General features: G+C 46.3%; 28 protein-coding genes and 2 tRNA genes. 11 read left to right on the plus strand and 19 right to left on the minus strand.

Annotation, left to right across the window (positions count from 1 at the left end):
• Positions 1-13: 13 nt before the first annotated feature.
• From CL55_RS07535 to CL55_RS07570, 8 genes are all read left to right on the plus strand, one after another.
• Positions 14-1,186 (plus strand): DegT/DnrJ/EryC1/StrS family aminotransferase, encoded by a 1,173-nt coding sequence (locus CL55_RS07535; RefSeq protein ID WP_046330533.1) that lies wholly within the window; start codon positions 14-16, stop codon positions 1,184-1,186.
• Positions 1,187-1,217: 31 nt separating this feature from the next.
• Positions 1,218-2,189, plus strand: coding sequence for a glycosyltransferase (locus tag CL55_RS07540; protein WP_046330534.1), 972 nt, complete (start codon positions 1,218-1,220; stop codon positions 2,187-2,189).
• Positions 2,190-3,059: a formyltransferase gene (locus CL55_RS07545; RefSeq protein WP_046330535.1), complete on the plus strand. Its 870-nt coding sequence runs from the start codon at positions 2,190-2,192 to the stop codon at positions 3,057-3,059.
• Between the two features lie 45 nt (positions 3,060-3,104).
• Positions 3,105-4,151 carry a bifunctional UDP-4-keto-pentose/UDP-xylose synthase gene (locus CL55_RS07550; protein ID WP_046330536.1) on the plus strand — a complete coding sequence of 349 codons (1,047 nt, stop codon included), beginning with the start codon at positions 3,105-3,107 and terminating at the stop codon, positions 4,149-4,151.
• Positions 4,152-4,173: 22 nt separating this feature from the next.
• Positions 4,174-5,091 carry a polysaccharide deacetylase family protein gene (locus CL55_RS07555; RefSeq protein ID WP_046330537.1) on the plus strand — a complete coding sequence of 306 codons (918 nt, stop codon included), beginning with the start codon at positions 4,174-4,176 and terminating at the stop codon, positions 5,089-5,091.
• Positions 5,092-5,139: 48 nt separating this feature from the next.
• Positions 5,140-5,607: a peroxiredoxin gene (locus CL55_RS07560; protein WP_046330538.1), complete on the plus strand. Its 468-nt coding sequence runs from the start codon at positions 5,140-5,142 to the stop codon at positions 5,605-5,607.
• Between the two features lie 234 nt (positions 5,608-5,841).
• On the plus strand, positions 5,842-7,518 hold the full coding sequence (locus CL55_RS07565; RefSeq protein ID WP_046330539.1) for a PhoH family protein: 1,677 nt from the start codon (positions 5,842-5,844) through the stop codon (positions 7,516-7,518).
• Positions 7,475-8,029 (plus strand): C40 family peptidase, encoded by a 555-nt coding sequence (locus CL55_RS07570; RefSeq protein ID WP_418054926.1) that lies wholly within the window; start codon positions 7,475-7,477, stop codon positions 8,027-8,029. Before CL55_RS07565 ends, CL55_RS07570 begins: the two co-directional genes overlap by 44 nt.
• Before the next feature lie 29 nt (positions 8,030-8,058).
• On the opposite strand, the gene dnaB is transcribed toward CL55_RS07570, so the two are convergent.
• The 6 genes from dnaB to CL55_RS07600 all read right to left on the minus strand — a co-directional run bounded on the left by dnaB (position 8,059) and on the right by CL55_RS07600 (position 13,268).
• On the minus strand, positions 8,059-10,554 hold the full coding sequence (gene dnaB / locus CL55_RS07575; RefSeq protein ID WP_046330541.1) for a replicative DNA helicase: 2,496 nt from the start codon (positions 10,552-10,554) through the stop codon (positions 8,059-8,061).
• 24 nt (positions 10,555-10,578) lie between these two features.
• A complete protein-coding gene (gene rplI, locus CL55_RS07580; RefSeq protein WP_046330542.1) occupies positions 10,579-11,031 on the minus strand; it encodes a 50S ribosomal protein L9 in 453 nt (150 codons plus the stop codon).
• A 13-nt stretch (positions 11,032-11,044) separates the two neighbouring features.
• The gene (rpsR, locus tag CL55_RS07585; protein ID WP_011902267.1) at positions 11,045-11,317 is read right to left on the minus strand and encodes a 30S ribosomal protein S18; all 273 of its coding nucleotides are present in this window, start codon (positions 11,315-11,317) and stop codon (positions 11,045-11,047) included.
• Positions 11,318-11,330: 13 nt separating this feature from the next.
• Positions 11,331-11,624: a primosomal replication protein N gene (gene priB, locus CL55_RS07590; protein WP_046331253.1), complete on the minus strand. Its 294-nt coding sequence runs from the start codon at positions 11,622-11,624 to the stop codon at positions 11,331-11,333.
• A gap of 59 nt (positions 11,625-11,683) precedes the next feature.
• Positions 11,684-12,058: a 30S ribosomal protein S6 gene (gene rpsF / locus CL55_RS07595; protein ID WP_046330543.1), complete on the minus strand. Its 375-nt coding sequence runs from the start codon at positions 12,056-12,058 to the stop codon at positions 11,684-11,686.
• 133 nt (positions 12,059-12,191) lie between these two features.
• A complete protein-coding gene (locus CL55_RS07600; protein ID WP_046330544.1) occupies positions 12,192-13,268 on the minus strand; it encodes an asparaginase in 1,077 nt (358 codons plus the stop codon).
• Between the two features lie 61 nt (positions 13,269-13,329).
• Here CL55_RS07600 and lexA point away from each other — a divergent pair, with 61 nt between their 5' ends.
• The gene (lexA, locus tag CL55_RS07605; RefSeq protein ID WP_046330545.1) at positions 13,330-14,049 is read left to right on the plus strand and encodes a transcriptional repressor LexA; all 720 of its coding nucleotides are present in this window, start codon (positions 13,330-13,332) and stop codon (positions 14,047-14,049) included.
• Between the two features lie 68 nt (positions 14,050-14,117).
• Here lexA and CL55_RS07610 read toward each other — a convergent pair whose 3' ends face one another.
• From CL55_RS07610 to uvrC, 5 genes are all read right to left on the minus strand, one after another.
• Positions 14,118-14,576 (minus strand): hypothetical protein, encoded by a 459-nt coding sequence (locus tag CL55_RS07610; protein ID WP_046330546.1) that lies wholly within the window; start codon positions 14,574-14,576, stop codon positions 14,118-14,120.
• A gap of 94 nt (positions 14,577-14,670) precedes the next feature.
• Positions 14,671-14,744: transfer RNA gene (locus CL55_RS07615), tRNA-Cys, on the minus strand.
• A gap of 50 nt (positions 14,745-14,794) precedes the next feature.
• A tRNA-Gly gene (locus CL55_RS07620) sits at positions 14,795-14,870 on the minus strand.
• Between the two features lie 117 nt (positions 14,871-14,987).
• Positions 14,988-15,563: a CDP-diacylglycerol--glycerol-3-phosphate 3-phosphatidyltransferase gene (pgsA, locus tag CL55_RS07625; RefSeq protein WP_046330547.1), complete on the minus strand. Its 576-nt coding sequence runs from the start codon at positions 15,561-15,563 to the stop codon at positions 14,988-14,990.
• Between the two features lie 36 nt (positions 15,564-15,599).
• The gene (uvrC, locus tag CL55_RS07630) at positions 15,600-17,540 is read right to left on the minus strand and encodes an excinuclease ABC subunit UvrC (RefSeq protein WP_046330548.1); all 1,941 of its coding nucleotides are present in this window, start codon (positions 17,538-17,540) and stop codon (positions 15,600-15,602) included.
• On the opposite strand from uvrC, the gene earP reads away from it, so the two are divergent.
• Both earP and efp read left to right on the plus strand, forming a co-directional pair.
• The gene (gene earP, locus CL55_RS07635; protein ID WP_046330549.1) at positions 17,539-18,618 is read left to right on the plus strand and encodes an elongation factor P maturation arginine rhamnosyltransferase EarP; all 1,080 of its coding nucleotides are present in this window, start codon (positions 17,539-17,541) and stop codon (positions 18,616-18,618) included. The genes uvrC and earP overlap by 2 nt on opposite strands.
• 87 nt (positions 18,619-18,705) lie before the next feature.
• Positions 18,706-19,266 (plus strand): elongation factor P, encoded by a 561-nt coding sequence (efp, locus tag CL55_RS07640; protein ID WP_046330550.1) that lies wholly within the window; start codon positions 18,706-18,708, stop codon positions 19,264-19,266.
• 49 nt (positions 19,267-19,315) lie between these two features.
• Here the strand turns inward: efp and nagZ are convergent, their stop codons facing one another.
• From nagZ to lepA, 8 genes are all read right to left on the minus strand, one after another.
• Positions 19,316-20,404, minus strand: coding sequence for a beta-N-acetylhexosaminidase (gene nagZ, locus CL55_RS07645; RefSeq protein WP_046330551.1), 1,089 nt, complete (start codon positions 20,402-20,404; stop codon positions 19,316-19,318).
• Between the two features lie 45 nt (positions 20,405-20,449).
• Positions 20,450-20,842 carry a holo-ACP synthase gene (gene acpS, locus CL55_RS07650; RefSeq protein WP_046330552.1) on the minus strand — a complete coding sequence of 131 codons (393 nt, stop codon included), beginning with the start codon at positions 20,840-20,842 and terminating at the stop codon, positions 20,450-20,452.
• Positions 20,843-20,856: 14 nt separating this feature from the next.
• A complete protein-coding gene (gene pdxJ, locus CL55_RS07655; protein WP_046330553.1) occupies positions 20,857-21,600 on the minus strand; it encodes a pyridoxine 5'-phosphate synthase in 744 nt (247 codons plus the stop codon).
• A gap of 12 nt (positions 21,601-21,612) precedes the next feature.
• Positions 21,613-22,347, minus strand: coding sequence for a DNA repair protein RecO (gene recO / locus CL55_RS07660; protein ID WP_046330554.1), 735 nt, complete (start codon positions 22,345-22,347; stop codon positions 21,613-21,615).
• A 6-nt stretch (positions 22,348-22,353) separates the two neighbouring features.
• Complete coding sequence (gene era, locus CL55_RS07665) at positions 22,354-23,247, minus strand: GTPase Era (RefSeq protein ID WP_237150562.1); 894 nt, start codon at positions 23,245-23,247, stop codon at positions 22,354-22,356.
• A 75-nt stretch (positions 23,248-23,322) separates the two neighbouring features.
• Positions 23,323-24,084, minus strand: coding sequence for a ribonuclease III (gene rnc / locus CL55_RS07670; RefSeq protein ID WP_046330556.1), 762 nt, complete (start codon positions 24,082-24,084; stop codon positions 23,323-23,325).
• A 4-nt stretch (positions 24,085-24,088) separates the two neighbouring features.
• A complete protein-coding gene (lepB, locus tag CL55_RS07675; RefSeq protein ID WP_046330557.1) occupies positions 24,089-24,895 on the minus strand; it encodes a signal peptidase I in 807 nt (268 codons plus the stop codon).
• Positions 24,895-26,700 carry a translation elongation factor 4 gene (lepA, locus tag CL55_RS07680; protein WP_046330558.1) on the minus strand — a complete coding sequence of 602 codons (1,806 nt, stop codon included), beginning with the start codon at positions 26,698-26,700 and terminating at the stop codon, positions 24,895-24,897. Before lepA ends, lepB begins: the two co-directional genes overlap by 1 nt.
• Between the last annotated feature and the right edge of the window lie 16 nt (positions 26,701-26,716).

The raw sequence follows: 26,716 nt of genomic DNA on the forward strand, positions 1-26,716 counted from the left end.
TTTTTAATTCGCCATGTCAACTACTGAAAACACCCTTCCCTTCATTCCGTTTACGCGCCCTCACTTTAATCAAGAAACGATTGATGCGGTTGCCGAGGTTTTACGTTCTGGTTGGGTTACATCAGGTCCGAAGCTAGCTGAATTCGAGTCCACCTTAAGTGACTATTTCGGTGGTCGCCCTGTACGTTGCTTTGCCAACGGCACTGCCACTATGAAAATCGCTCTCCAGGTTGCTGGTATTGGGTCTGGAGATGAAGTCATCACTACTCCGATTTCTTGGGTAGCTACATCGAATGTGATTCTGAGTGTGGGTGCAACGCCTGTGTTTGTAGATATTGACCCCGTTACACGCAACATTGATTTAAACCAAATAGCTGCAGCCATTACACCAAAGACACGCGCCATCATGCCCGTCTATTTGGCTGGATTACCAGTCAACATGGATCAACTTTATGACTTGGCCAAGCAATACAAGCTGCGTGTAATTGAAGATGCGGCACAAGCGTTTGGGTCGCAGTGGAGAGGTCAAAAGATTGGTAGCATTGGTGATCTAGTGAGCTTTAGTTTTCAAGCAAATAAAAACTTATCCACTGTTGAGGGCGGCTGTCTTGTTCTGAACAATGCTGATGAAGCAAAACTTGCAGAGAAGTTTCGTCTTCAAGGTCTCACACGCCAAGGCATGGATGGCATGGATGTTGATGTACTGGGTGGTAAAGATAATTTGACTGATGTGAATGCAGTAATCGGTCTTCATCAACTAAAGCAGTTGCCAGCATTTCAAGCGCGTAGAAGTTCTTTGGCTAAGCAGTATTTCGATGCAATTCGCCATGAAATGGAATCAGCGGGCCTAGGTAATCTCAATTTAGAGTTACCGGTAGAAAACTTCACTGATAGCAACTGGCACATGTTCCAAGTTGTACTGCCGCTGGAGCAATTGAATGTGGATCGCGCACAGGTGATGTCTGAACTCAAGGATCTGGGTATTGGTACCGGTGTTCACTACCCTTTAATTACTGGATTCACGCTTTACCAAAAGCTAGGCTTTAAGACTGAGGCTACTCCAGTAGCAAAGCGTATTGGTCGCTGCATTTTGACCCTCCCCCTTTTTCCAGGCATGGCTGATGAAGATGTTGGCCGCATAGCCAAGGGTTTGACTGGAATCCTTAAGAAACATCGTAAAAACTAGGGCCGAGAGCGGAATCAGGCAAAATTGCACAATGACTGCAAATTTAGCTACCCAAGCCTGCAATCCCATACTCAGCGTTGTTATCCCCGTTTATAACGAGGAAGATGGCCTTCAAGCCCTGTTTGATCGTCTATATCCTGCGCTTGATGTCATGGCCAGTAAGCGCAACATTACTTATGAAGTGGTGTTTGTGAATGATGGCAGTAAAGATCGCTCCGCCGGTATCCTGGCTAAGCAAGTTGAGCTGCGCCCAGATGTCACACGTGCGGTGTTATTTCATAGCAACTTTGGTCAGCACATGGCGATCATGGCTGGCTTTGAATACTCCCGCGGCGAATACATCATCACCTTAGATGCTGACTTGCAGAATCCTCCTGAAGAAATCGATGCCCTGGTAAATGAATTACTTCAAGATCACGACTATGTTGGCACTATTCGTGCCGATCGTCGAGATAGCTTCTTCAGAAAATTTGCTTCACGCGCAATGAATCATTTGCGCCAGAAAATCACTCGCATCACAATGACTGACCAAGGGTGCATGCTACGTGGCTATAGCCGTCGTATTGTTGATCTCGTTCGTCAGTGTGATGAGAGCAATACTTTTATTCCGGCACTGGCTTATACCTTCGCATCTAACCCAACTGAAATTATTGTCAAACATGAAGAGCGTTTTGCCGGTGAGTCCAAATACAGCCTCTATCAACTCATTCGCTTGAACTTTGATCTAGTAACCGGCTTCTCCGTAATGCCTTTGCAGATTTTCTCGATCCTAGGCATGTTGCTAGCAATGGCTGCGGGCAGCCTGTTTATCTACCTCCTTATTCGCCGCTTTGTACTCGGTGCCGAGGTTGAAGGGGTGTTCACCCTCTTTGCCCTTACCTTCTTCCTAATTGGCGTGATGCTCTTTGGTCTTGGTCTACTTGGTGAATATATTGGCCGCATCTACCAGCAAGTTCGCGAGCGTCCGCGCTATGTTGTGCAAACTGTTTTAGAGAAAAAATAATTGCACGCAGTCGTCTTTGCCTATCACGATGTTGGCGTTAACTGCCTTAAGGCTTTGCTAGGTGCTGGTATTCAGATTGATTTAGTAGTTACCCATCAAGACGATCCTCATGAGAATGTCTGGTTTGGGAGCGTTGCAAAACTGTGTGAAGATCAAAAGATTCCTTACATCACACCAGACGCCAATCAGTTGATAGATCTCGTACCGCAACTCCAAAAGCTAACTCCTGATTACCTTTTCTCCTTCTACTATCGCCACATGATTCCTGCAGAACTCTTGGCCTGCGCCAGGATTGGGGCCTTAAATATGCACGGCTCACTGCTACCAAAGTACCGTGGACGGGCACCAGTCAATTGGGCCATCCTGCACGGAGAAACTGAAACTGGTGCCACATTGCACATGATGGAAGTCAAACCGGATGCGGGAGACATTGTGGGGCAGTCAGCAGTCCACATTGGGCCCAATGAAACCGCCACCGATGTCTTTGGCAAAGTCAGCCAGGCAGCTGTCACGGTAATAAACCAGGTCCTACCCAAGCTTATTCAAGGTCATATCCCCAAAAAACCCAATAATCTGGCTCAGGGAAGCTATTTTGGGGGCCGCAAGCCTGCTGATGGGCAAATTCTGTGGCATCAAACGGCTCAGCAGGTTCACAACCTCGTGAGAGCCGTGGCACCCCCTTATCCCGGTGCTTTTACAGACTGGCAAGGTCAGCGCATGATCGTGGCTCGCACCAGCCTAGAAGGTCCATTTCCGAGGCAGCTAGATCTTCAGGTTCCCGGCATCCAAGTGGTTGATAATCAGGTATTCGGCATTTGTGGGGACCAAAAAGCAGTAGCGATATTGGACTGGTTTCCAGCAAAGAGCTAACAAATTACAAGCAGCACTCTTTAGATTAAAAACGAGGCAGTAAAGATGAAAAAAGTACTCATTCTTGGCGTAAATGGCTTTATTGGCCATCACCTTTCAAAGCGTATCCTAGAGACAACCGATTGGCATGTCTATGGCATGGATATGCAAAACGATCGTCTTGGTGATTTAGTAAGCCATCGTCGTATGCACTTTTTTGAGGGTGACATCACCATCAATAAAGAATGGGTTGAATATCACATCCGTAAATGCGACGTCATCCTGCCCTTAGTAGCCATTGCAACACCTGCAACTTATGTACAGCAACCATTAAAAGTATTTGAGCTCGACTTCGAAGCCAATTTACCAATCGTGCGCTCAGCAGTGAAATACAAAAAACATTTGGTCTTCCCATCCACATCTGAAGTCTATGGCATGTGTGAAGACAGTGAGTTTGATCCCGCTAAATCCAATATGGTTTATGGCCCAATCAATAAGCCACGCTGGATCTATGCCTGCTCTAAGCAATTAATGGATCGTGTAATCTGGGGCTACGGTATGGAAGGTTTGCGCTTCACTCTCTTTCGCCCATTTAACTGGATTGGTCCTGGACTAGATAGCATTTACACACCCAAAGAGGGCTCTTCCCGTGTCGTTACTCAGTTCTTAGGTCATATCGTTCGCGGTGAACCCATCAACGTGGTTGATGGTGGTGCGCAAAAACGTGCCTTTACTTATGTTGATGATGGTATCGACGCCTTAATGCGCATCATCGATAACAAAGATTGTGTTGCTGATGGCAAGATCTATAACATTGGTAATCCAAAAAACAATCACTCTATTCGTGAACTCGCTAATCAAATGTTAGAGATTGCTCGTAGCATTCCTGAGTACGCGAAGACGGCAAATGAAGTGAAGATAGTGGAAACCACCTCAGGTGCTTACTACGGTGAAGGTTATCAGGATGTTCAGAATCGCGTTCCCGCAATTGACAATACGATGACTGAATTGGGCTGGAAGCCGACGATCAATATGAGCGATGCGTTGAAGAATATTTTTGAAGCCTATCGCCATGACGTAGAAAACGCACGTCATTTAGTTGATAAAGAATAAGCGAAAGTATATTTAAAGCTTCATGGCTAAGATTGCACTTAAGGTAGATGTTGATACTCTGCGCGGAACCAAAGAAGGTGTCCCTAATCTAGCGCGGACGCTAGAACGCTTTGGCCTGAAAGCCACCTTCCTATTTAGTCTGGGCCCCGACCACACTGGCTGGGCCCTCAAGCGAGTCTTTAGGCCAGGCTTTCTAAAGAAAGTGAGTCGTACTTCCGTTGTTGAACACTACGGAGTTAAGACTTTGCTCTACGGCGTCCTTCTTCCTGGTCCCGATATTGGCAAACAAGCTGCGACTGAAATGCGCGCCATAGATGCAGCTGGTCATGAGACTGGCATCCACACTTGGGATCACGTTGCCTGGCAAGATGCCGTACGTAATCGCGATGCTCAATGGACTAAAGCACAGATGCAAAAAAGCTGGGATCGCTTTGTAGAGATCTTTGGTCATCCACCTGTTACTTATGGCGCTGCTGGCTGGCAAATGAATGAAGCCGCTTTTGAGCAACTCGATCAATGGGGTATCAAATATTCTTCTGATGGCCGAGCTGAACCTAACTTAATGCCATATCGTTTTGAATTACCTTCCGGTAAAGCAAAGCACGTACAATATCCAACTACCCTACCAACGTTTGATGAGTTGATTGGAATAGATGATGCCGATGAATTTGGAGCCGTAAAAAAACTGCTTGAGATCACACAAAGTAATCCGAATGATCAGGTGTTCACTCTGCATGCAGAGCTTGAAGGTCAGAAGCTTCTACCCGCCTTTGAGCAGCTACTGGCAGGCTGGTTAAATCAAGGACATGATCTAGTGACCATGGGTGAACTTCACCAATCTTGGGCAGCTACTAAGCAACTGGATAAAATAGCTGTGCAGCCAGTGAGCTGGGGAGAAATACCCAATAGAAGCGGTGAACTCATTTTGCAAACGGTATAAGCAAGCTCAGAATACGTAGTACATCAAGTTAAATAAGAGAGTCCTATCATGACAGTAGAAATTGGTAAACCAATGCCCCAATGTGCAATCCCGGCAACATCAGGATTGACCTTCACACCAGACTCAGCCAAAGGCAAAAAACTGGTTGTCTACTTTTATCCAAAAGATATGACTCCAGGCTGCACGGCGGAGTCCGGTGAATTTCGAGACAACATTGAGGCCTTCACTAAAGCCAATACTTTGATCGTTGGTGTATCTCGGGATAACCTCAAGTCTCACGATAACTTCCGAAGCAAACTGGAGCTACCATTCGAACTCGTTGCCGATACTGAAGAAATCCTATGTCAAATCTTTGGCGTCATGAAAATGAAGAATATGTATGGCAAACAAGTGCGTGGCGTCGAGCGCAGCACCTTCCTCTTTGACTCTTCGGGTAAGCTAGTAAAACAGTGGCGTGGTCTTAAGGTTCCCGGACATGTGACAGAGGTATTACAAGCAGCCCAAGAGACTAAATAATTTTTAAATTAATTTAATCTAGAGCACTTGCAAAGCCCAAAATTTGGGGTAAAGTAGTTCTTATGCACCGTAAACGACGGGAAAGTCTCACAATCCGTTTGACATATCAGCCTGAACACTTAAGCGCAGGCTCGGTAAACAACCCCCGCAGTTTTGCAGATCGTTCTACACCCAGTTTCGTTCTAAACCGTCATTGCAATCCGCTTGACGGTTTTTTCTTTTAGGAGAGTCTGCATGCCATTGCCCCCAATCCCAACTCAAATTGCTAGCCAAGTAAAAATTAGTAGCAAGGACACCCCGAATTTAAAGAAACGTCCTGCGCCAGCAAAAACTGTTGTGATGGATAGCCATGTTCCAGACTGGACAACAGATGCAGAGGAAGATCTTTCTGCTGCTGAAATAGCGCTTGAGAAAATCAAAAGTGATCACAACCCTGTAGTTATACGTAGTACGCGCAGTGATAACAAGGTAGTGAATGTTCCAGAAAAACCAAAACGCATTATTCGTACAGGTCCTCCGAGTCTATTTGTACTCGATACCAATGTATTAATGCATGACCCAAGCTCTCTGTTTCGTTTCTCCGAGCATGATCTCTTCTTGCCGATGACTACTCTTGAGGAGCTGGACAACCATAAGAAGGGCATGACGGAGGTTGCTCGTAACGCTCGTACAGTCAGTCGTTCCTTAGATCAATTAGTGGCTGGCACTAGCGGTACATTGGACGATGGTATCCCCCTGAGTAAGCTTGGCAATCAAGATGTATCTGGTCGACTCTTTTTTCAGACAAAGCTGACTACTCAAGCACTACCGGAGGGCTTGCCTGAAGGTAAGGGCGATAACCTCATCTTGGCAGTGGTGAGTGAACTACAAAAGACACGTAAGGGCCAAGAAGTTGTTCTGGTATCCAAAGATATCAATATGCGCATTAAAGCGCGCGCTCTTGGTTTGCCTGCTGAAGATTACTTCAACGACCAGGTCTTAGAAGATCGCGACTTAATGTATTCCGGAGTTATGTCACTACCCGCAGATTTTTGGCCAAAGCATGGCAAAGATATGGAGAGCTGGGCTGACGGTAAATCTGGAACAATGTTTTATCGTGTAACTGGCCCTTCAGTTCTAAGCATGCTGGTGAATCAGTTTGTCTATCAAGAAAATCCTGATGGATCCACCCCGTTCTATGCTCAAGTTAAAGAGATCAACGGCAAGACTGCTCTCCTCCAAACCTTGAGAGACTTCTCTCATCAGAAAAATAATGTATGGAGCGTGACAGCACGCAATCGCGAGCAGAATTTTGCCATGAATCTACTCATGAACCCGGATGTGGATTTCATTACATTGCTGGGGCAAGCCGGTACTGGTAAAACTTTGCTGGCATTAGCAGCCGGCCTTGAGCAAGTGTTGGATAGTAAGCGTTATAACGAGATCATCATCACTCGAGCTACTGTTCCTGTAGGTGAAGATATTGGCTTTTTGCCAGGCACTGAAGAGGAAAAGATGCAACCTTGGATGGGTGCGTTTGATGACAACCTTGAGGTGCTACAACGTAATGAAGAGGGCAGCGCTGGTGAATGGGGTCGTGCTGCTACACAGGAGCTGATTCGTTCACGAATTAAGGTGAAGAGCATGAACTTCATGCGCGGCAGAACTTTTGTGAGTAAGTTTGTGATTATTGATGAAGCGCAGAATTTAACTCCAAAACAAATGAAAACCTTGGTTACTCGCGCGGGTCCTGGAACCAAGATTATTTGTTTAGGTAATATTGCGCAGATCGATACACCTTACTTAACCGAAGGCTCTTCAGGCCTAACTTATGTGGTGGATCGCTTCAAAGGCTGGCGTCATGGTGGACATGTGACCCTGGCTCGTGGTGAGCGTTCCCGTCTTGCAGATCATGCTGCTGACGCACTCTAAGCAAACTTTTTCATGCCGCACTCTGATGGGGTGCGGCATTTTTATTTGCATCCTCCTCTTGCTGACAGGTTGCAGCAGCTTTGGCTCAAAAAATAGTACGGCCAAGGTTAGTCAGTTCAAACAAGACACGAGTGTAGGTACAGAAGACATCTCCATTGCAGCAGTAGGTTTGGTTGGCGTGCCCTATCGCTATGGTGGCAATAATCCCAACGGGGGGTTTGATTGCAGTGGCTTAATTACTTATGTCTATAACAAGTCTGCAAATATCAAGTTACCCAGGACTATTCAGGAGATGAGTAGTCGAGGCCAAAGTGTGGATAGTGGCCCACCTGCACCTGGTGACCTTGTTTTCTTCAACACTACTGGTGCAAAGTATTCACATGCAGGCATCTATGTAGGGCAAGGCAGATTTGTGCACGCGCCAAGCGCTGGTGGAACTGTGCGCTTGGAATACATCACTACACCCTACTGGGCAGCCAGATTTACTGAAGCTAGAAGATTGACGCCTTAACTATTAAAGCTTTTACTTCTTTATTTGAATTAGAACGGCTCATACCCACCAGAGGAGTATCCAACTGATCCCATCGCCAAGTTATCAAACTTGGTATACGGACCTTGCCAGCTTAAACGCACAGTACCAATTGGTCCGTTACGTTGCTTACCAATAATGATCTCCGCCATGCCTTTGTCTTGGGTTGTATCTGGGTGATATACCTCATCACGATAGATGAACATAATTAAGTCAGCGTCTTGCTCGATCGCGCCCGACTCACGCAAATCAGACATGATTGGGCGCTTGTTAGGGCGCTGCTCAAGGCCACGGTTTAACTGTGACAAGGCAACTACTGGGCACTGCAACTCTTTTGCAAGTGATTTAAGGGAGCGCGAGATCTCAGAAATCTCTGTTGCACGGTTCTCAGAACCAGAGCCGCTCATCAACTGCAAGTAATCAATCACAACCAGGCCAAGTGTTCCGCCAAAGTTACGCGCGATACGACGTGCGCGTGCACGCAACTCTAGACTGGAAAGAGCACCAGTCTCATCAATCAAAATTTGGGTATTACTCAAGCGGGCAATGGCATCAGTAACACGCGGCCACTCGTCATCTTGCAGCTTACCGGTACGCATACGACTTTGGTCCACGCGACCTACCGAACCTAATAAACGAGATGCCAATTGCTCACCGGACATCTCCATGGAGAACACGACGACGGGCAAGCCTTCGGCTAGAGCTACGTTCTCGGCGATATTGAGCGCAAATGCAGTATTGTGGGTCACCACATAATCATTGGTTACATAGGTTCTATCTGGATGGCTAACTGAGATGCATTGAGCCTCAGTCACTCTAGATGGCTCAATACTTTTAAATGACACTCTGCGTTGGCGATCCCAGCTTGTTCTGAGTCTTTCCTTCTTTTCAGGCAAGGTAAATGCCTGGAAGCCAGGAGCAAAGCTCATATTCAAAACGTAAGCTAAACGACCCTGCTTCTTCTCGCCTTTGTAAGTGTAGCTTGACTGTTTTTGTGCAATTGAGCAAAAGCCGCCTAATGATCTAGCCAAAGAAGCTACATCTTCTGACAATTGCTTACTTGCAGTACAAAAACGAATGGAGCCCCACTTCTCAATCCAGCCATCGGTGTCCATCAAGCCCTGAAATAGCGCGAGACGGGAATTCTTGTTGGCTTCAAGATAGGTGGCGGGAATGTATTTATCAAAACTTCTACAACCCAAAACACCGAGATCTTGTAGAGCAGAGCGGAAATAATTTGTTGGCACAGACTGACGTTGGCCATTAGCAGCAATTCTAGCTTTAGAAACCAATCTCCAGTCATACGCGTTGGCATGAACCAGTTCCATCTCATAGCCAGCAAGAGCATTCATGCGCTCAATAAGCTCGGGAGACTTAGTCGAGAACATCACAGAACCGTGAGATAAAGCCAAAGTCCCATCACCGAGTAATGCACCCAAAACCCATGGGTTGATTGGTAATATATTTGAATGACCAAAATCACCTGAAACGGGATCTATCCACAGACGGTTCTTATATCGAACGCAAGAAAGCATTTCTATTAAACGTGCAGTATTAATGACTTTGGGCGCATCCCAATCGCGATACATGACGCGCCAAAGATGCTCATCGCAGCACTCAGCTTCACGACCATCTGAGAAAGTGACTCTGTAAATCTGTTTAATGCCTTGCGGATAGATGCCAGTCACCATGGAGTGCTGACCATCTACAGAGGCAAGGCGATCGCCAAAACGTAAATCGCCCATCAACTTCCAGCCATCAACCGTTTTTACTTTGGCATCCAGTGGTTGCGCTTTACCCATGGACGGTCTACCAGCAACAATCACTAAGTCGCCTTTTTGCAGACCACTAGTTTGCTTATCTAAATCAATAAATCCAGTTGCAATACCAGTGATGTCGCTACCACCTTGACGGTTATATAACTCATCAATACGCGCAACAACGGTTTTAAGTAGTGGTTCAATCTCGAGGTAATCGGCTTTACGACTACCCTCTTCACCAATTTGCAGAATGCGTGACTCTGCTTCATCTAAGAGCGTTCTGACAGAGCGACCCTCGGGAACAAATGCAGAGTTAACGATGTTGTCAGATACCTCAATTAGGCGACGCAAAATGCTGCGATCACGAACAATGTCGGCATAGCCTTTGATGTTCGCTGCACTGGGTGTGCTCTGCGCTAATGAATTGAGGTAATCAATACCAACTAAGTCACCACCCTGCTCAGACTTAACAGCCTCATGAACAGTAATGACATCAGCAGGATGATTGTCGCCAACTAAACGCTGAATGACCTTATAGATCAGAGCATGTTCAGGACGATAGAAATCTTTATCAGTTAACACCCCGCCCAGGCGATCCCAGGCTGTGTTGTCGATCAGTAGACCGCCGAGCAAAGATTGCTCGGCTTCTACAGAATGCGGCGGTACTTTTAAAGCCTGCAGGGCTGGATCCCCAGAACCCATCATGCCAGGATTTGACATAAGGGAGCGTGAGCGGGATTCAGCCATGAGGCTAGATTACAGATCTAAAACTTACGCTTGCTCACCAACTACACGGATAGTGATGTCAGCCACTACATCGGTATGAACAGCTACCGCTACAGGGTGATCACCAACCATCTTCAACGGGCCAGTAGGCATACGTACAGAAGCTTTTTCAATTACAAAGCCTTTGGCTTTCAAAGCATCAGCGATGTCATGATTGGTTACAGAACCAAACAAACGACCGTCAACACCCGCTTTTTGACCGATTTCGAGAACCAAGTCCTTGAGCTTTGTGCCAACCGCTTGCGCAGCAGCCAACTTCTCAGCAGCCAATTTTTCCAACTCAGCGCGACGTACTGCGAAGTCAGCGATAGCTGTTTCAGTGGCACGACGAGCTTTGCGTTGCGGGATTAGGAAATTGCGAGCGTAACCGTCTTTAACACGAACGATGTCACCGAGGTTGCCCAGGTTAATTACTTTTTCTAAAAGAATGATTTGCATTGAGGGCTCCCAATTATTTCTTGTGTTGATCGGAGAATGGCAACAAAGCCAAGTAACGAGCACGCTTGATAGCAGTGTCTAACTGACGCTGATATTTAGCTTTTGTGCCTGTCAAACGTGCAGGAGTGATCTTGGCGTTCTCGCCAATGAAGTCCTTCAACGTGTCTACATCTTTGTAGTCAATCTGCTCTACGCCAGCAACAGTGAAACGGCAATAACGCTTACGCTTGAACAATGGGTTCTGGGCTGGTTTCTTTTTGAAATCGGGTTTCTTTCCAAACGCCATGATGATTTCCTTTTTAATTTTTCAATTGAATATTGGTGATATGGAAAACCAGTCTTTGATTACGTAGAGTCTTGGGTGCTAAGAATCCTTCAAACACTGCCTTGGCCCCTAAATCCATTTGCTCTAAGCCCTTTTGTATCGGACCAATTGCTATGGCTTCAACACTCATCTGAATTTTCCTAGCCACTCCTACCTCGTTTACTTCGCCGCTATGTTCTAGCTGGCAATGCATCACCGGTATTCCTGCTGGTGTAAATCGAATCGCGTCTTTAGATACCAAGAATGCAGTTAGGGTGAAATGATTCAACGCCACTCCGTCACTCTGATACGTTTTCTAGTCTGTGTATTCCTCTTCAAATTTCTAACTTAAACCGCTGCTACAGGAGCGTCGGATTGAGCTGATTTGCGCGCTTCTTCACGTTGCACTTCTTTCATCATGATGGAAGGCTCTGTTTCAGCTTTCTTTGTCTTGATGATGAGGTGACGCAAAACAGCATCGTTAAATTTGAATGCATGCTCGAGCTCGTCCAGAGTTTTCTGGTCGCACTCAATATTCATACAAACGTAATGGGCTTTAGCAAGTTTGTCGATCATGTAAGCCATCTGACGACGACCCCAATCTTCCATGCGGTGAATTTTGCCGCCAGCAGCAGCTAATGTCGCTTTATAGCGATCAATCATCGCAGGCACTTGCTCGCTTTGGTCCGGATGGACGATAAAGACGATTTCATAATGACGCATCTAACACTCCTTAAGGATAAAGTCACCTGAGCATCTTGCTAACTTCCGATGGTTTTAAAGTTAGCGCCAGTGTGACAAGGTAGTAACAAATTGTAGGTAAAACTAACTACACATATTTACAGCTTTTAAATACTTACTTAATTTCTGGTAAGTCCGCCATTCTAGCAAAAAAATCCTGCCAAGTCAGGGGTTTACCGGCTTTATTTGCCTGCTTTGCAGCATTTAACGCTAATTGAAGTGCAATTCTGGCTCTAGGCGCAGTCAGAGACCCGGAGGCACAGCATCCAAGCTTATCTAACTCAGGAATGTTTCGCAAAGTAGCCCCGGCACCTGTTCTCGTCGTCCTCGCCAATGCAATGCCCTGAAGCATCGCCCGGTCCAAAGGCTCGATCCAGCCATCATGAAAGCCACCGTGCCCCGAACCAGCAAGAACAAAGCCTTGGACGGCACTACTAAGCCAATGCGCAACGGTTTCAGGACGAGCACCCGCATGACTAGTCAGAATCTCCACCCAAGGCCACTCGCCCTCCTGCGGAATAGGCAAATCTTCATTCCAGGTTGCCTGCACGGCCTTCACGCCAGATAACCAAGATGGATTAATCAGGCCTACCGAACTCGATGGGGCATTTTGTAATGGTGCATTCAAAGCCGTAGCGTGGCGCTTAGCTAAATCCATTGCCATACATCCACGCCCATCCATCACCGCATAAACGCCACCAGGACAGTTATCAATAGGTGTGGAAGCCCAGCGCAAGGCATCCAATAGATTTGAGGGTCCATCAGCTCCAGGTACATTACTCGGGAGCATGGCTCCAGTCAAAATAACCCTCTTAGACTGAGTATGCGCTAACTTGCCACACGTTGCCTGCAAAAATAAGCCTGTTTCTTCAATCGTATCAGTGCCGTGGGTAATCACAATTCCCTTTACAGCAGCATCTAATAGGGCCTCCTTTACAGCAAGTCCTAGATTAGTCAGGTGAGCCTCGGTCAGATTGCGACTATTAATATTCGCCAACTGACGTGAAACCAGATTGACCCCCACAGGGACCACCGACTGAATCTGAGCCACTAGGGCGTCAACCCCGACTAAACCAGCTTCATATTGAAGGGGACTGTCTTCAGGATTGGGGGCGAGACCTGCAATGGTGCCGCCCATACCTAAAATCAGAATATGGGGTGTATTTGCAGAAATATTAGATTTTGAGCTCATTCCTCCATTATCCGCCCTCAAATTGCTTGAATATTCAAAAAGTGCTGTATACAATCCCAGTATGGACATAAATACAGTTGATTTTCCAGAGGAGCTGACTGCCCTCCCCAAACTCACCTCACGTCAAAGTGAGATTTTGGAATTAATTACCAAGGCCATTGATGAAAGCGGCTCTCCCCCTACTCGCGCTGAAATTGCAATGCAACTCGGTTTTGCTTCTGCCAACGCTGCTGAAGAGCACTTACGCGCCTTAGCAAAAAAAGGATATATCGAACTGACACCGGGAACATCCCGCGGCATTCGTATTCCACAACGATTTAATCAAACGCACAATCCTAATAAATATCGTCAGATGTCGTTGCCCTCTGGCGCTCTTCAGCAACTCACATTGCCACTTATTGGTCGTGTTGCCGCAGGTTCTCCCATCATGGCTGTTGAGCACATTGAAAAACAAATACCAATTGATCCAAGCTTGTTTAGCAAAGGTGCTGATTACTTACTGAAGGTGGTTGGTATGAGTATGCGCGATGCTGGCATTCTGGATGGCGACTATCTTGCAGTACGGAAAACTTCAGAGGTTCGTAACGGCGATATTGTGGTTGCGCGTTTAGATGATGAAGTCACAGTAAAACGTTGGAACCAAAAGAAAACTGCGGATGGCATGGTAATTGAATTGCAAGCTGAAAACCCAGACTTCAAAAATATTTTAGTAGATAGACGTCAACCGAACTTTGCGGTTGAAGGTCATGCTGTTGGCCTCATTAGGGCTGGCGGACTATAAGCCCCGCCCCGTTAAGCAAAAGGCCTCGTTTAGAGGCCTTTTTCTATTGCTAGGCGATATAACTATTTTTATTTCTTAGTTGGCGCAACTACGTTTGCGTTCTTTGGTGATGCAGTGATAGTGATGATTGTCTTTGGGCCAGTAAATGGACCTTCATTTAGCTCTACTGTTGAGGTGCGATCACCTTTGGTAAAAACCAAAATACTGGTTTTTGATTTCACTGCACTCACAGTAGTCCAACCTGCTCTAGGGTATTCAGCTTGGAAGAATGCGTAAATATCCGTTGGGGTTTGCACACCAGATAAAACTACGCGTCCTACCCAGTTATCGCCGCGACCAATAATCAGTGAATCAGAGCCCACAATTTTTGATGCTGCAGGCAATGGCATATCACCCAAAAGCTGAGACTGAATTTCTTGAACTTCACTAGGCGTACCTGTTGGAGAGTCGCCAGAAGATGCGCATCCACCCAGCAGAGTGGATAAGACTAAGCAAAGCGTACTAAATTTTAGAGTTTGAAATGTCATTGTTTACCTTGATAGCCCAAAGTGATTAACGCATAAGAGCTTACAACATTTGTAAGTATCTTAGGCTACACGATTGATTCGTCAACTCAAATTCTGGAGGCGCGTGAGGGAATCGAACCCCCGTACGAAGCTTTGCAGGCTCCTGCCTAACCACTCGGCCAACGCGCCATATGCTTGAATCAAAAATGGGAAGCTTTTTTAGGGCTTCCCATCGAACTTGGAGCGGGAAAGGAGGTTCGAACTCCCGACCTATACCTTGGCAAGGTATCGCTCTACCAGCTGAGCTATTCCCGCATAACAGGGCAACAGTTTAGCAAACAATTTGAGAGAACGCATTATTCATTAGGAAGGTCGTCCATTAGCGGGGCTGATGTTTTGACTAGACCCTTATCAGCAATGGGTTTGTGGATATTACTTAGCTTTCTCAACTATCTGAGGCAAAGCCTTTTTCATGTAATAAAACATGGACCAAAGCGTCAAAAAGGATGCAATCCAAATCAACCAAGTACCAACTTGTGCGCAATTAAGCCAACCAAATATGGTGTCGTTTAACAATAAAAATGGAATTGCTACAAGTTGAGCCGTAGTCTTTAGCTTGCCGACCATATGCACAGCAACGCTTTTCCCAGCGCCTAAGAGCGCCATCCACTCCCTTAATGCGGAGATGGTAATTTCACGTCCAATGATGATGAGGGCAACCCAAACCTGAACGCGGTCCATGTTCAGGAGAACCAACAATGCAGCGGCAACAATCAACTTGTCTGCTACCGGGTCTAAGAATTGACCAAATGCTGACTCTTGTTTCATTTTGCGAGCTAAGAAGCCATCTAACCAATCAGTCACAGCAGCAAAGATAAAAATCACTGTAGCTGTGAGATTCTTATCAAAGGGAGTAAGCCAGCTATTAGGTAAATAGAACACTGCAACGACAAGCGGAATTGCGGCAACACGCAACCAGGTCAGGGCAATAGGTAAATTAAACGGCATTATTCAAGCATAAACTAATGTGGGCTTACTGGGTAATCAATGGAGTTGTCTATAAATTAGCTCTGCTAATGCAGTGGATATCCCCTCTACGCTGGAGAGTTCTTCGATAGTGGCATTAGAAACGCCACGCAAACCTCCAAAACGGGCTAGTAATTTTTGACGGCGTTTTGCTCCAATCCCCTCAATCTCTTCTAGTTGAGAAACTGTTCTGGCTTTTGCTCGTTTAGCACGCATGCCCGTAATGGCAAAGCGATGTGCCTCATCTCGGATTTGCGCAACTAATAACAAAGCTGCGCTATCAATACCGAGTTCAAGCGATTTACGTCCATCCGCAAAAATAAGCGTCTCGAGACCTACCTTGCGCCCCTCCCCTTTAGCAACCCCAACAATCAAGCTGATGTCCATACCAAATTCAGAAAGAACTTGTCTTGCCATCTCAACCTGACCTTTGCCACCGTCAATCAAAATCACTTGTGGCATCTTCTCAACCGGGAGCTCTTGGAAGTTTGCATAACGGCGTTGTAGGACCTGACGCATTGCAGCGTAGTCATCACCCGGTGTAATGTCATTGATATTAAAACGACGGTATTCACTAGACTGCATCGCATTTTTGGAATACACCACACAAGAAGCTTGTGTAGCCTCACCAGAAGTATGGCTAATGTCAAAACACTCAATACGTAACTGCTCGAGACTTTCCAATTCCAAAGCCAAAACATCAGCTAGCGCTCGCGCTCTTGCTAGTTGTCCACCAGTCTCGACCAAACGCTTTGCAATTGCAATCTTGGCATTACCTTCAGCCATCGCCAGCCAATGTCGTCTCTGGCCTTGTGGCTGATGCAGGAAAGTAATGCGCTTACCGGCTTGCGCATTGAGTAAGTCATGCAAGCCTTCTGGGGCTGATTGCTCGGAAATATCCTCAGCACTTTCTTCCGGCGCCGCAATATCATCAACCAACTTTCTTAAAGGATGATTCAGAATCAACACCGGTGGAATTAAATTGGTAGTCGCCTCGCCATCACCTGACTTCTCCTCTAGGTAATGCTGCGCAATAAAGGCTTCTAAAATTTCTGCGGGTGGTGGCAACTCTCCAGAACTTGAACGCAAGCCTTTAGGGAAATAGGCTCGATCACCTAAATGGCGTCCGCCCCGAATCATTGCTAAATTGACACAAACCACGCCTTCCATTTGAGCTACAGCGATGACGTCAACATCACCCTCACCATCAGCAACGGTATCCATCGACTGCTGCTGTAAGACGCTAGAAAGATCTGCAATACGATCTCTTAGTACCGCAGCCATTTCAAATTCCATAGCATCGCTATAGGCATGCATCTTTTTTTCAAGCTCAGAAAGCACGCGACCATGATCACCCTCCAAAAAACGAGTTGCCTGAGCTACGTCCTGACCATATTGATCTGCGCTCAGACGACCAACACAAGGTGCACTACAGCGATGAATTTGATGCAGCAAACAAGGACGGCTACGGTTTTTGAACACTGAGTCTTCGCAAGTCCGCAGACGAAAAACTTTTTGCAAAATCTGCACGCTATTACGTACTGCCCATGAATTCGGGAATGGTCCAAAGTAGTGATTGCGCTTATCTGTTTTTCCTCGATAAGAGGCTAGACGTGGAAACTGGTGTCCCGTCAACATCACATAAGGATAGGACTTATCATCTCGGAAGAGAATATTGAATGGAGGAGCTAACTCCTTAATTAAATTATTCTCTAGAATTAAAGCTTCTGTTTCTGAGCGTGTTACTGTAGTTTCATAGCGGGCAATTTTTCCCACCATCAGCTCTATCCGTGGTGAAAGCAGAGTTCGCTGGAAGTAACTAGATACCCGCTTTTTGAGGTTGCGCGCTTTTCCGACATACAGAATATGCCCCGCCTCATCAAAGAAGCGATATACCCCCGGCAATCCGGGTAGCCGTTTAACATCCTGCTGAAGGGTTTCAAAAAGCGAATTGCTCATGCGTTGGGATATTTTCTGTCAAATCGTAGACAACTATGGTGATGCCGGTGTTTGCTGGCGCCTAGCAAGAAGCTTAACAAGTCTTCATGGCCAAGACGTGCGCATTTTCTGTGATGATCTGCCAACCCTTAATTTACTCGCTTCTGGGGTTGACCCAGAAATCCAGCGTCGTATCGACATCCAACCCTGGGAAGCTAGTCACAACAATAGCCGCCATCCAGTTGAATCCCCCGATGTCGTGATTGAGGCATTTGGATGCGAGCTTCCCGATCGCTACCTTGCAGGCCTGCTAATTGCCCCAAAAAAACCCATCATCATCAATTTGGAGTACTTAACTGCAGAGCCCTGGATTGTGGACTTTCATCAGAAAGCATCCCCGCAGGCGCACGGTATTCCGAAATATTTTTTCTTTCCTGGATTCCAGACTAATGCCGGTGGCATTTTGATAGATCCAATTCCTCAAGAGTCATCATTAACTGAGCAATTAGTTCCTGAGAGTCTCAGGGCAAGCTGGAAGCTCTTGCGACCTCATGCAAAACGTATCAGTGTTTTTTGCTACCCAGGTGTACCACTCCTGAAATGGTTAGAGGATCTAGCAACATTAGATGAGAACTTTGACATCGTCCTGACGCATGGTCAGCTTGAGCAATTGCAGTTCAGCTCTGGCCATCCTACCAAAGCGCTTGTACTACCCAACTCGATTCAGCTCATCTCAATTCCTTTTGTATCTCAGGATGAATACGATTGGATGCTCTCTCAATGCAACTTCAATATTGTTCGAGGTGAGGATTCTTTTGTCAGAGCGCAATTGGCGGGCAAACCTTTCATCTGGCATATTTACCCACAAGAAGATCGCGCGCATGAAACCAAGTTGGCTGCATTTTTAGATCTCTACCTTGAAGATGCATCACAAGAGCTTAAACATGCCGTCATTGCCGCAATGACTTGGGCAATACCTAGCAAGTGGCATCACTCCATTGATGACTGGAACACCCATTCCAAGGCTTGGCGAGCAGATTTATTAAAAAAGCAAGTCGATGGTGGCCTAGCTGCCCGCCTAATGAGCTTTGTAGCTTGATCTTGGGCAAAATAGGCCTGCGGGCGGTTACAATCTTGTTTTTGACAAAAACCGCAGAAAAATAGCTCTGCACCCAGGAATAGCAAGATGAAAACAGCACAAGAACTCCGCGTTGGTAACGTAGTCATGATTGGCACTGATGCCATGGTCGTTTTAAAAGCAGAATACAGCCGCTCAGGCCGCAACTCCTCTGTTGTAAAAATGAAATTCAAGAACTTGTTAACTGGTGCGCCTAACGAAGGCGTATTCAAAGCAGATGACAAGTTTGATGTGGTGATTTTGGACAAGAAAGATTGCACCTACTCTTACTTCGCAGATCCAATGTATGTATTTATGGATACCGAGTACAACCAATATGAAGTGGAAGCCGAATTCATGGGTGATGCATTGCATTACCTAGAAGAAAGCATGCCTTGCGAAGTCGTGTTCTACGAAGGTAAAGCGCTCTCAGTAGCCATGCCAAACTCTTTGGTTCGTGAAATCATTTACACAGAGCCAGCGGTTAAAGGCGACACTAGTTCAGGCAAGGTATTGAAGACTGCAAAATTAGCCACTGGCTATGAATTACAAGTACCACTGTTCTGCAATACTGGCGATAAGATCGAGATCGACACTCGTACCGGTGAATATCGTAGCCGCGCTAACTAATTAGATCGCTCGATAAGGAAAAGCCCGGTACGCCGGGCTTTTTTATTGTCTAGGCAATGAGCTTTAACTGCTGAAGCAAGCCTTTGGCATGTTGGTATTGCGCTTCGCCTTGTAATTCATCCCAAGCAGGAGCTGTGACAGTCGGCATCAAGCGATTTAATCGAGTTGCGGATTCAGCTTGTTTTGTTTTGGAAACTTTTAGCTGACTCAGCAATTGATCTGCAAGATCAGGGCGATTACAAATCAACACTGCATCGCATCCTGCCTCCAGCGCCATATCAGCACCCTTCACGACAGAGCCAGCAACACTGGCGCCCTCCATAGAAAGGTCATCGCTAAAAATCACACCTTGAAATCCCAACTCTTGACGCAAAATAGAATGCAGCCAAACCTTAGAAAATCCCGCTGGGTTTTTATCTACTTGTGGGTAAATCACGTGAGCCGGCATCACCGCAGTCAAACTCAAATCCAACCACTCGTAAGGCTTAGCATCGTCATTCAGAATTTTCTGTAATGGGCGCTCATCTACTGGAATGGCCACATGAGAATCGGCCTCTGCCCAGCCATGGCCTGGAAAATGCTTTCCGCAGTTGGCCATACCCGCAAGTCGTAAGCCTTCGTTCAAACTCTTAGCCAACGCAAACGTGATTTGTGGATCACGACTAAATGCACGATCGCCGATTACACCGCTGCGACCAAAGTCCAAATCCAGAACAGGAGTAAAACTAAAGTCTACACCGCAAGCTCTTAACTCGGCAGCTAAGATATAACCACAGGCAGTTGCTGCTGCCATGGCGACAGCAGCTGATTCAGCGCTATGTTTTGGTTTCTGAGTTGATTTATTTTTTAATCCCCAAAGTTCACCAAGCTTGCGCATGGCAGGCAAATGGGTGAAGCCATTCGTTCTGCAACGCTGCACCCGTCCACCCTCATGATCAATCGAAATCAATACATCGGAACGGAGTTTTTTAATTTCTGAAGTGAGCTTTGTGAGCTGCTGGCGATTGGCAAAGTTTCTGCCAAACAAAATCACGCCGCCAGTGAGGGGATGCAAGATGCGACGACAATCCTCAGCACTTAACTCGAGACCAACAACATCTAAAGTAACTGGGCCTGGCTTCATGGTCGACTTATTCATGTATTCCTCGAAATTTTTTTGTTTGATAGACTCTTGAGAGTTATATTATTTTTGAACTACGATGACATGGGCTATTGCCATGTCTTGTTCATCACTAACAGTGACCTGAGCTTCCCAGTTTTTATCCTGCATAAATTGCGCCAATGCGCCCAAATACGATGTCACTGGTTTACCGCTAGGCTCGTTTAGCGTTTGAAGGGAACGCCAAGTCATCGGCATTCTCATACCTAAACCAATAGCTTTGGAGAATGCCTCTTTTGCAGCAAAGCGCGTTGCCAAGAAAGCAATACCTCTCTTGTGATTTCTGGCTAAGCGATGTTTAAAAACCATCATCTCATCTGGACCCAAGATTTTTTCAGCAAGGCGGCCATTGGTGCGATCGTAAGCAGCTTGAAGTCGCTCGATTTGCAAAATGTCTGTGCCTATGCCAATGATCATTTGATGATTAATATTTAAGCGATTGCCCTGCCCTGAACCATCAGAGCCTTCATGTCCGTAATTGCTTTTTGCCAGCCCTTAAAGAGCGCTTCAGCAACAATGGCATGCCCGATATTGAGCTCGGATAGCTCAGTAATGGCGGCAACCGGCATCACGTTGCCCTCATGTAAACCATGGCCTGCATTGACGCGCAAGCCAATGCTTTTTCCAAACTGAGCTGCTTTTCTGATGCGCTCGAGCTCTTGCTTCTGTTGATCACCAGCCAGATCTGCGTAACGACCAGTATGCAATTCAACTACTGTGGCACCTACATCTTTAGCAGCTTGAATTTGCCGCTCTTCAGGATCAATAAAAAGTGAAACCCGTATGCCAACAGCTTTTAGTTGTGTAGTGGCAGCTTTGACTGCTTCAAAATGACCTACGACATCTAAGCCACCTTCAGTAGTAACCTCTTCACGCTTTTCAGGAACAAGGCAAACATCATGCGGCTGAACCCGACAGGCGATGTTAATCATCTCGGGAGTAACGGCGCACTCTAGGTTCATACGGGTCTGAATCAAAGGGCGTAGCGCCATCAAATCTGCATCTTTAATATGGCGACGATCCTCACGTAAATGTAAGGTAATTAAATCAGCGCCAGCTTCTTCAGCCAAGCGAGCAGCTTTTAATGGGTCAGGATAGATCGTGCCGCGCGCATTACGCAGGGTAGCGACGTGATCGATATTGATGCCAAGCTCAAGGATATTGGGATTGCTCATGCTTGTAGATTACTAGATTTTCTTGAGATCAATCAAAATCTGACGGGTAGTGAGCACTTGATCTTGAAGGTGCAGGCCCAATAAGAAGCGCATTAACTGCTTACTCTCAGAAAGCGTTTCTTGATCAGAAAAGTCACCTGCTGCGATGGCTAGAAGGGATTTACCGCTCAAGACTGGCCAATGGCCTGGATCATCCACTTGTAAAGGCCTGACACCACGCTCCGGCTGATAGACGTACTGTTCTTGTGAGACTGGAGCGCTGTGGGTTTCAACGCAGTAATCCAATGCTGCTGCATATCCGGTCTCTTGCAAGAGTGTTAACTCAAAGGGGCGCAAAATTTCCTCTAAACCCTTAGATTGAAACTCAAGATTAGATAAGGCAGAGATCGTATCGGTGTAATGGTCGTAGAGTTTTTCATAGTCGTCTTCACGAGCTAGAAACTTGACTAGCAACTCATTGAGATAGAAGCCACAGAGTAATGCATCACCCACTAAAGAGGGTGTTCCACCAACCCACTCTGACTTCGTTAAAGTACGCAGCTCAGACTTGCCGCTCCAAGAAACCAATAGGGGTTGAAAACGCTGTAAGACTGGACGCAATACCGAATGTGGCCGCTTAGCGCCTTTAGCAATCAGTGCCATACGGCCATATTGCCGTGTAAAGACATCCAGAATTAAGCTAGTTTCCTTATAAGGAATGCTGTGCAATACAAAAGCAGGTTCGTCAGCAACACGAATGGAGGCCATGAATAATTACTCTAGTCCCTGCGCCCGTAATTCAGCACGATCATCTGCCCAACCACGCTTGACCTTAACCCAAGTCTCTAAAAAAACTTTGCCGTCAAAGAGCTTTTCCATATCAATACGAGCGTCGGTGGAGATCTTCTTCAATCGCTCACCCTTGGCACCAATAATCATTGCCTTGTGGCTATCACGATCAACCAAAATCGTTGCTGCAATACGGCGCATCTTGCCGTCCATCTTGAACTGATCAATGACTACTGTACTGGTGTAAGGCAACTCTTCACCAGTGAAGCGGAAAACCTTCTCCCGCAGAATCTCAGCAGCCAAGAACCGCTCACTTCGATCGGTAATAGTATCGCCATCGTAGACTGCCGGCGCTTCAGGTAAATAGCCTTCAAGTACGTCTAATAATCTTTCAATATCCCCAGGACTCTTAGCGCTCATCGGTACGATTTCAGCGAATTCACACTTCTGGTCCTCATGACCACCTAATTCACACCAAGGTTGGCTCATTTCTTTCATGAAATTCAGTAGAGCCTGATCACGCTCCGAGGGAGTCTGGAAGCGGCTATTAAATAAATCCAATTTGTTTAATACCAAGACAACTGGTAAATCATCTGGTAGTAATTTCAAAACCTTTTTATCATCCTCGCCAAAGTAACCAGCCTCAACTACAAAGCAAGCCACATTCACATCCTGCAAAGCCGTAGTTACCGTGCGATTCAATGCCTTATTTAATGTATTAATTAAACGAGTCTGAAAGCCCGGTGTATCAATAAAAATGAATTGCGCCTCTTCGCGATTTTGGATACCTAAAATACGGTGACGCGTAGTTTGCGCCTTACGGGAGGTAATACTGATCTTCTGACCTACCAAAGCATTTAAGAGGGTCGATTTGCCCATATTAGGACGGCCAACAATGGCGATAGTGCCGCATCTGAACACGATTAGCCCTTCAGCTTAAGATTTAACTGCTCTTCAGTCACCACTTTTTTGGCCGTCCTTCTTTTTAGCTGACCGAGTCTTTTTAGGTTTCCCTAGTACTTGTGGCAAAGCCTTTAGCGCTGAGATGAGAGCTAGCTTTGCTGCAGCTTGCTCTGCTGCACGTCGAGAGGCACCCTCACCCTTCACGATAACTTTGAGATTAGGTATCAAACATTCCACTTCAAACTGCTGATTGTGGGCTGCACCACTAGTACCAGTGACGTTATAGGTAGGCAGTGGTAACTGATAGCTTTGCAAACATTCCTGCAATAAAGTCTTATCGTCTTTACCTAGGGTCTTAGGGTCAACGTTGGCCAGAATGATGGAATAGAGTTTACGCAAACAGGTCTTAGCAGCATCAAACCCACCATCTAGAAATATGGCACCAGTCACCGCTTCAAGAGTATCAGCCAGAATAGACGGGCGACGGAAACCACCGCTCTTTAACTCTCCCTCGCCTAAGCGCAGATAGTCTGATAACGATAGCGTTTGAGCAATCTCATAGAGCGCTTGTTGCTTGACTAAGTTAGCCCGTACGCGAGAAAGATCGCCCTCATCCAAATCTGAATAGCGCTCATAAAGCATTTCTGCGACAACGCAATTGAGAATCGAATCACCTAAAAACTCTAGGCGCTCATTATTTTTCTTGCTATGACTACGATGCGTTAAGGCTTGATTGAGCAGCTCTAGTTTTTTAAACGTATAACCTAATTGCGCTTGCAGCGGAGCAGTTTCGATGACGGCGCGGGCGTTCATGATCTTATTCGAAGCCGCCAATACGACCGAGATTTCCGAGATTCAACCAAACAAAGAATGCTCTACCAACAATATTCTTATCTGGCACAAATCCCCAGTAACGAGAGTCAGCACTATTATCGCGGTTATCGCCCATTGCAAAGTAATGCCCCGCAGGCACTTTGCAAGTGAGACCAGCATTGATATATTGGCAGTTTTCAAATCCAGGAAAACGCTCTGCAGGGAACATGCCGGCAGGGCGATCAGGGTCATTCAAAATCTCATGCTTATTACCGCCTAGGTCTGCAGGGAAAGATTCTGCAAACCGCTTGGCGTAACGCATGTTTTCTGGGTCTAGGTAATTCTCACCGCCGCTGTATTGCAATGGCTGACCATTTACCGTTATACGCTTGTCTTGATAAGTAATAGTGTCACCTGGCAAAGCCACGACACGCTTGATGTAGTCAATAGATTCATCTCGGGGATAGCGAAACACCACAACATCACCACGCTTTGGAGAGCCTAAATCGATGACCTTCTGATTAATCACTGGCAAACGAATACCGTAAGTAAATTTATTCACTAGAATAAAGTCGCCAATTTGCAAAGTCGGGATCATGGAGCCTGATGGGATTTTGAATGGCTCCACAATAAATGAGCGCAATACAAACACTGCACAAATTACTGGGAAGAAACCAGCCGTATATTCCAACCACAATGGCATGCGATCGATACCAGCCTTACGTCTTTGTGGAGCAAAGTAATAACGATCGGCAATCCAAGCTATACCGGAGACTACTACCAAGATAAAAAGGATGAGGGCAAAGTTCATTAGTCGTCCACCTGCAAAATGGCCAAGAAGGCTTCTTGTGGAATTTCCACATTACCCACCTGCTTCATACGTTTCTTACCTTCTTTTTGCTTCTCTAGTAATTTCCGCTTACGCGAGATATCACCGCCATAGCATTTGGCCAATACGTTCTTGCGTAAGGCCTTGACGTTTTCACGGGCAACGATGTTGCTACCAATTGCCGCCTGAATAGCCACATCAAACATTTGACGCGGAATAATCCCGCGCATCTTAGCAACCACTTCGCGACCACGATGTTGACTGTTACTACGGTGGACGATCACCGATAGGGCATCAACTCGCTCACTGTTAATGAGGATGTCAACCTTAACCACATCAGCTGGACGATATTCCTTGAACTCGTAGTCCATGGATGCATAGCCACGAGAGATGGATTTCATTTTGTCAAAGAAATCCAAAACAATTTCCGCCATCGGTAACTCATAAGTGAGCTTCACTTGACGACCGAGATAATTCATATCCATCTGAATACCGCGCTTACCAACGCACAGAGTAATAATCGCGCCCACATACTCTTGCGGCATATACAGATTGACTGTCACAATCGGCTCAAGAATCGTATTGATCTTGCTAGCCTCGGGCATCTTTGATGGATTATCAACCGACAAGATGCTTCCATCGGATTGCTCTACTTGATATACCACCGTCGGTGCGGTAGTAATGAGATTCATGCCGTACTGACGCTCTAAGCGCTCTTGCACGATCTCCATATGGAGCAAGCCCAAAAATCCGCAACGAAATCCAAAACCAAGAGCCTGCGATACCTCTGGCTCATACAAGAGTGAGGCGTCATTTAACTGCAACTTCTCTAAGGACTCTCGCAGTTGATCATATTCACTTGACTCTACTGGGTAAAGCCCAGCAAAAACCTGAGGCTTCACCTCTTTAAAACCGGGAAGTGGTGCTGTTGCAGGAATGCGGCCTTGCTGCCCTGGGGTATGCGTAACCGTATCACCCACCTTGGCAGCTTTTAACTCTTTAATACCAGCAATCACAAAGCCCACCTGACCGGCAGACAACTCTGGGCGATCTACAGACTTTGGACAAAAGACGCCAACATGCTCAACTAAATGACTAGAGCCGTTGGACATCAAGGTAATTTTTTCTTTTGGCTTTAGGGTACCGTTAACGACACGCACCAACATCACCACACCAACATAGTTATCAAACCAAGAATCGATAATCAAGGCCTGCAAAGGATCTGCTGCGTTGCCTTTTGGCGGAGGTACGCGAGCAATCATTTCTTCAATGACATCCTGTACACCTAATCCCGTTTTAGCCGAGCAGGTCACCGCTTCCGATGCATCGATACCAATGACATCTTCAATCTCTTGTTTAGCGCGCTCAGGATCCGCCTGTGGCAAATCAATCTTATTAAGCACTGGCACAACTTCCACACCCAACTCCAGCGCCATGTAGCAGTTAGCAACCGTTTGGGCTTCAACGCCTTGACTGGCATCCACCACTAGTAATGCACCCTCGCATGCTGACAAGGAGCGGCTAACCTCATAGGAGAAGTCGACGTGCCCTGGGGTATCAATCAAATTGATGTTGTAAGTTTTACCGTCTTTGGATTTATAAGACAGCGCCGCTGTTTGCGCTTTAATCGTGATCCCACGCTCACGCTCGATATCCATCGAGTCCAAAACTTGGGCTTCCATTTCACGATCAGACAGACCGCCACAGAGTTGAATAATGCGATCAGCCAGCGTTGATTTGCCGTGATCGATATGGGCGATGATAGAAAAATTTCGGATTAAATCCATAGCGTCTTGTGTAGTC

The organism is Polynucleobacter duraquae (assembly GCF_000973625.1).
GTDB classification, from domain to species: domain Bacteria; phylum Pseudomonadota; class Gammaproteobacteria; order Burkholderiales; family Burkholderiaceae; genus Polynucleobacter; species Polynucleobacter duraquae.

What these genes read in the sequence shown, in the direction of transcription:
- earP (WP_046330549.1), top strand. Translation starts at nt 17,539, where the DNA reads ATGCGTTGGGATATTTTCTGTCAAATCGTAGACAACTATGGTGATGCC.
- CL55_RS07610 (WP_046330546.1), bottom strand. Translation starts at nt 14,576, where the DNA reads ATGACATTTCAAACTCTAAAATTTAGTACGCTTTGCTTAGTCTTATCC.
- lepB (WP_046330557.1), bottom strand. Translation starts at nt 24,895, where the DNA reads ATGAACTTTGCCCTCATCCTTTTTATCTTGGTAGTAGTCTCCGGTATA.
- rplI (WP_046330542.1), bottom strand. Translation starts at nt 11,031, where the DNA reads ATGCAAATCATTCTTTTAGAAAAAGTAATTAACCTGGGCAACCTCGGT.
- rnc (WP_046330556.1), bottom strand. Translation starts at nt 24,084, where the DNA reads ATGAACGCCCGCGCCGTCATCGAAACTGCTCCGCTGCAAGCGCAATTA.
- lexA (WP_046330545.1), top strand. Translation starts at nt 13,330, where the DNA reads ATGGACATAAATACAGTTGATTTTCCAGAGGAGCTGACTGCCCTCCCC.
- rpsF (WP_046330543.1), bottom strand. Translation starts at nt 12,058, where the DNA reads ATGCGTCATTATGAAATCGTCTTTATCGTCCATCCGGACCAAAGCGAG.
- CL55_RS07535 (WP_046330533.1), top strand. Translation starts at nt 14, where the DNA reads ATGTCAACTACTGAAAACACCCTTCCCTTCATTCCGTTTACGCGCCCT.
- acpS (WP_046330552.1), bottom strand. Translation starts at nt 20,842, where the DNA reads ATGATCATTGGCATAGGCACAGACATTTTGCAAATCGAGCGACTTCAA.
- CL55_RS07550 (WP_046330536.1), top strand. Translation starts at nt 3,105, where the DNA reads ATGAAAAAAGTACTCATTCTTGGCGTAAATGGCTTTATTGGCCATCAC.
- dnaB (WP_046330541.1), bottom strand. Translation starts at nt 10,554, where the DNA reads ATGGCTGAATCCCGCTCACGCTCCCTTATGTCAAATCCTGGCATGATG.
- CL55_RS07540 (WP_046330534.1), top strand. Translation starts at nt 1,218, where the DNA reads ATGACTGCAAATTTAGCTACCCAAGCCTGCAATCCCATACTCAGCGTT.
- recO (WP_046330554.1), bottom strand. Translation starts at nt 22,347, where the DNA reads ATGGCCTCCATTCGTGTTGCTGACGAACCTGCTTTTGTATTGCACAGC.
- era (WP_237150562.1), bottom strand. Translation starts at nt 23,247, where the DNA reads ATGGGCAAATCGACCCTCTTAAATGCTTTGGTAGGTCAGAAGATCAGT.
- uvrC (WP_046330548.1), bottom strand. Translation starts at nt 17,540, where the DNA reads ATGAGCAATTCGCTTTTTGAAACCCTTCAGCAGGATGTTAAACGGCTA.
- lepA (WP_046330558.1), bottom strand. Translation starts at nt 26,700, where the DNA reads ATGGATTTAATCCGAAATTTTTCTATCATCGCCCATATCGATCACGGC.
- CL55_RS07600 (WP_046330544.1), bottom strand. Translation starts at nt 13,268, where the DNA reads ATGAGCTCAAAATCTAATATTTCTGCAAATACACCCCATATTCTGATT.
- rpsR (WP_011902267.1), bottom strand. Translation starts at nt 11,317, where the DNA reads ATGGCGTTTGGAAAGAAACCCGATTTCAAAAAGAAACCAGCCCAGAAC.
- CL55_RS07555 (WP_046330537.1), top strand. Translation starts at nt 4,174, where the DNA reads ATGGCTAAGATTGCACTTAAGGTAGATGTTGATACTCTGCGCGGAACC.
- pdxJ (WP_046330553.1), bottom strand. Translation starts at nt 21,600, where the DNA reads ATGAGCAATCCCAATATCCTTGAGCTTGGCATCAATATCGATCACGTC.
- nagZ (WP_046330551.1), bottom strand. Translation starts at nt 20,404, where the DNA reads ATGAATAAGTCGACCATGAAGCCAGGCCCAGTTACTTTAGATGTTGTT.
- CL55_RS07565 (WP_046330539.1), top strand. Translation starts at nt 5,842, where the DNA reads ATGCCATTGCCCCCAATCCCAACTCAAATTGCTAGCCAAGTAAAAATT.
- pgsA (WP_046330547.1), bottom strand. Translation starts at nt 15,563, where the DNA reads ATGCCGTTTAATTTACCTATTGCCCTGACCTGGTTGCGTGTTGCCGCA.
- efp (WP_046330550.1), top strand. Translation starts at nt 18,706, where the DNA reads ATGAAAACAGCACAAGAACTCCGCGTTGGTAACGTAGTCATGATTGGC.
- CL55_RS07560 (WP_046330538.1), top strand. Translation starts at nt 5,140, where the DNA reads ATGACAGTAGAAATTGGTAAACCAATGCCCCAATGTGCAATCCCGGCA.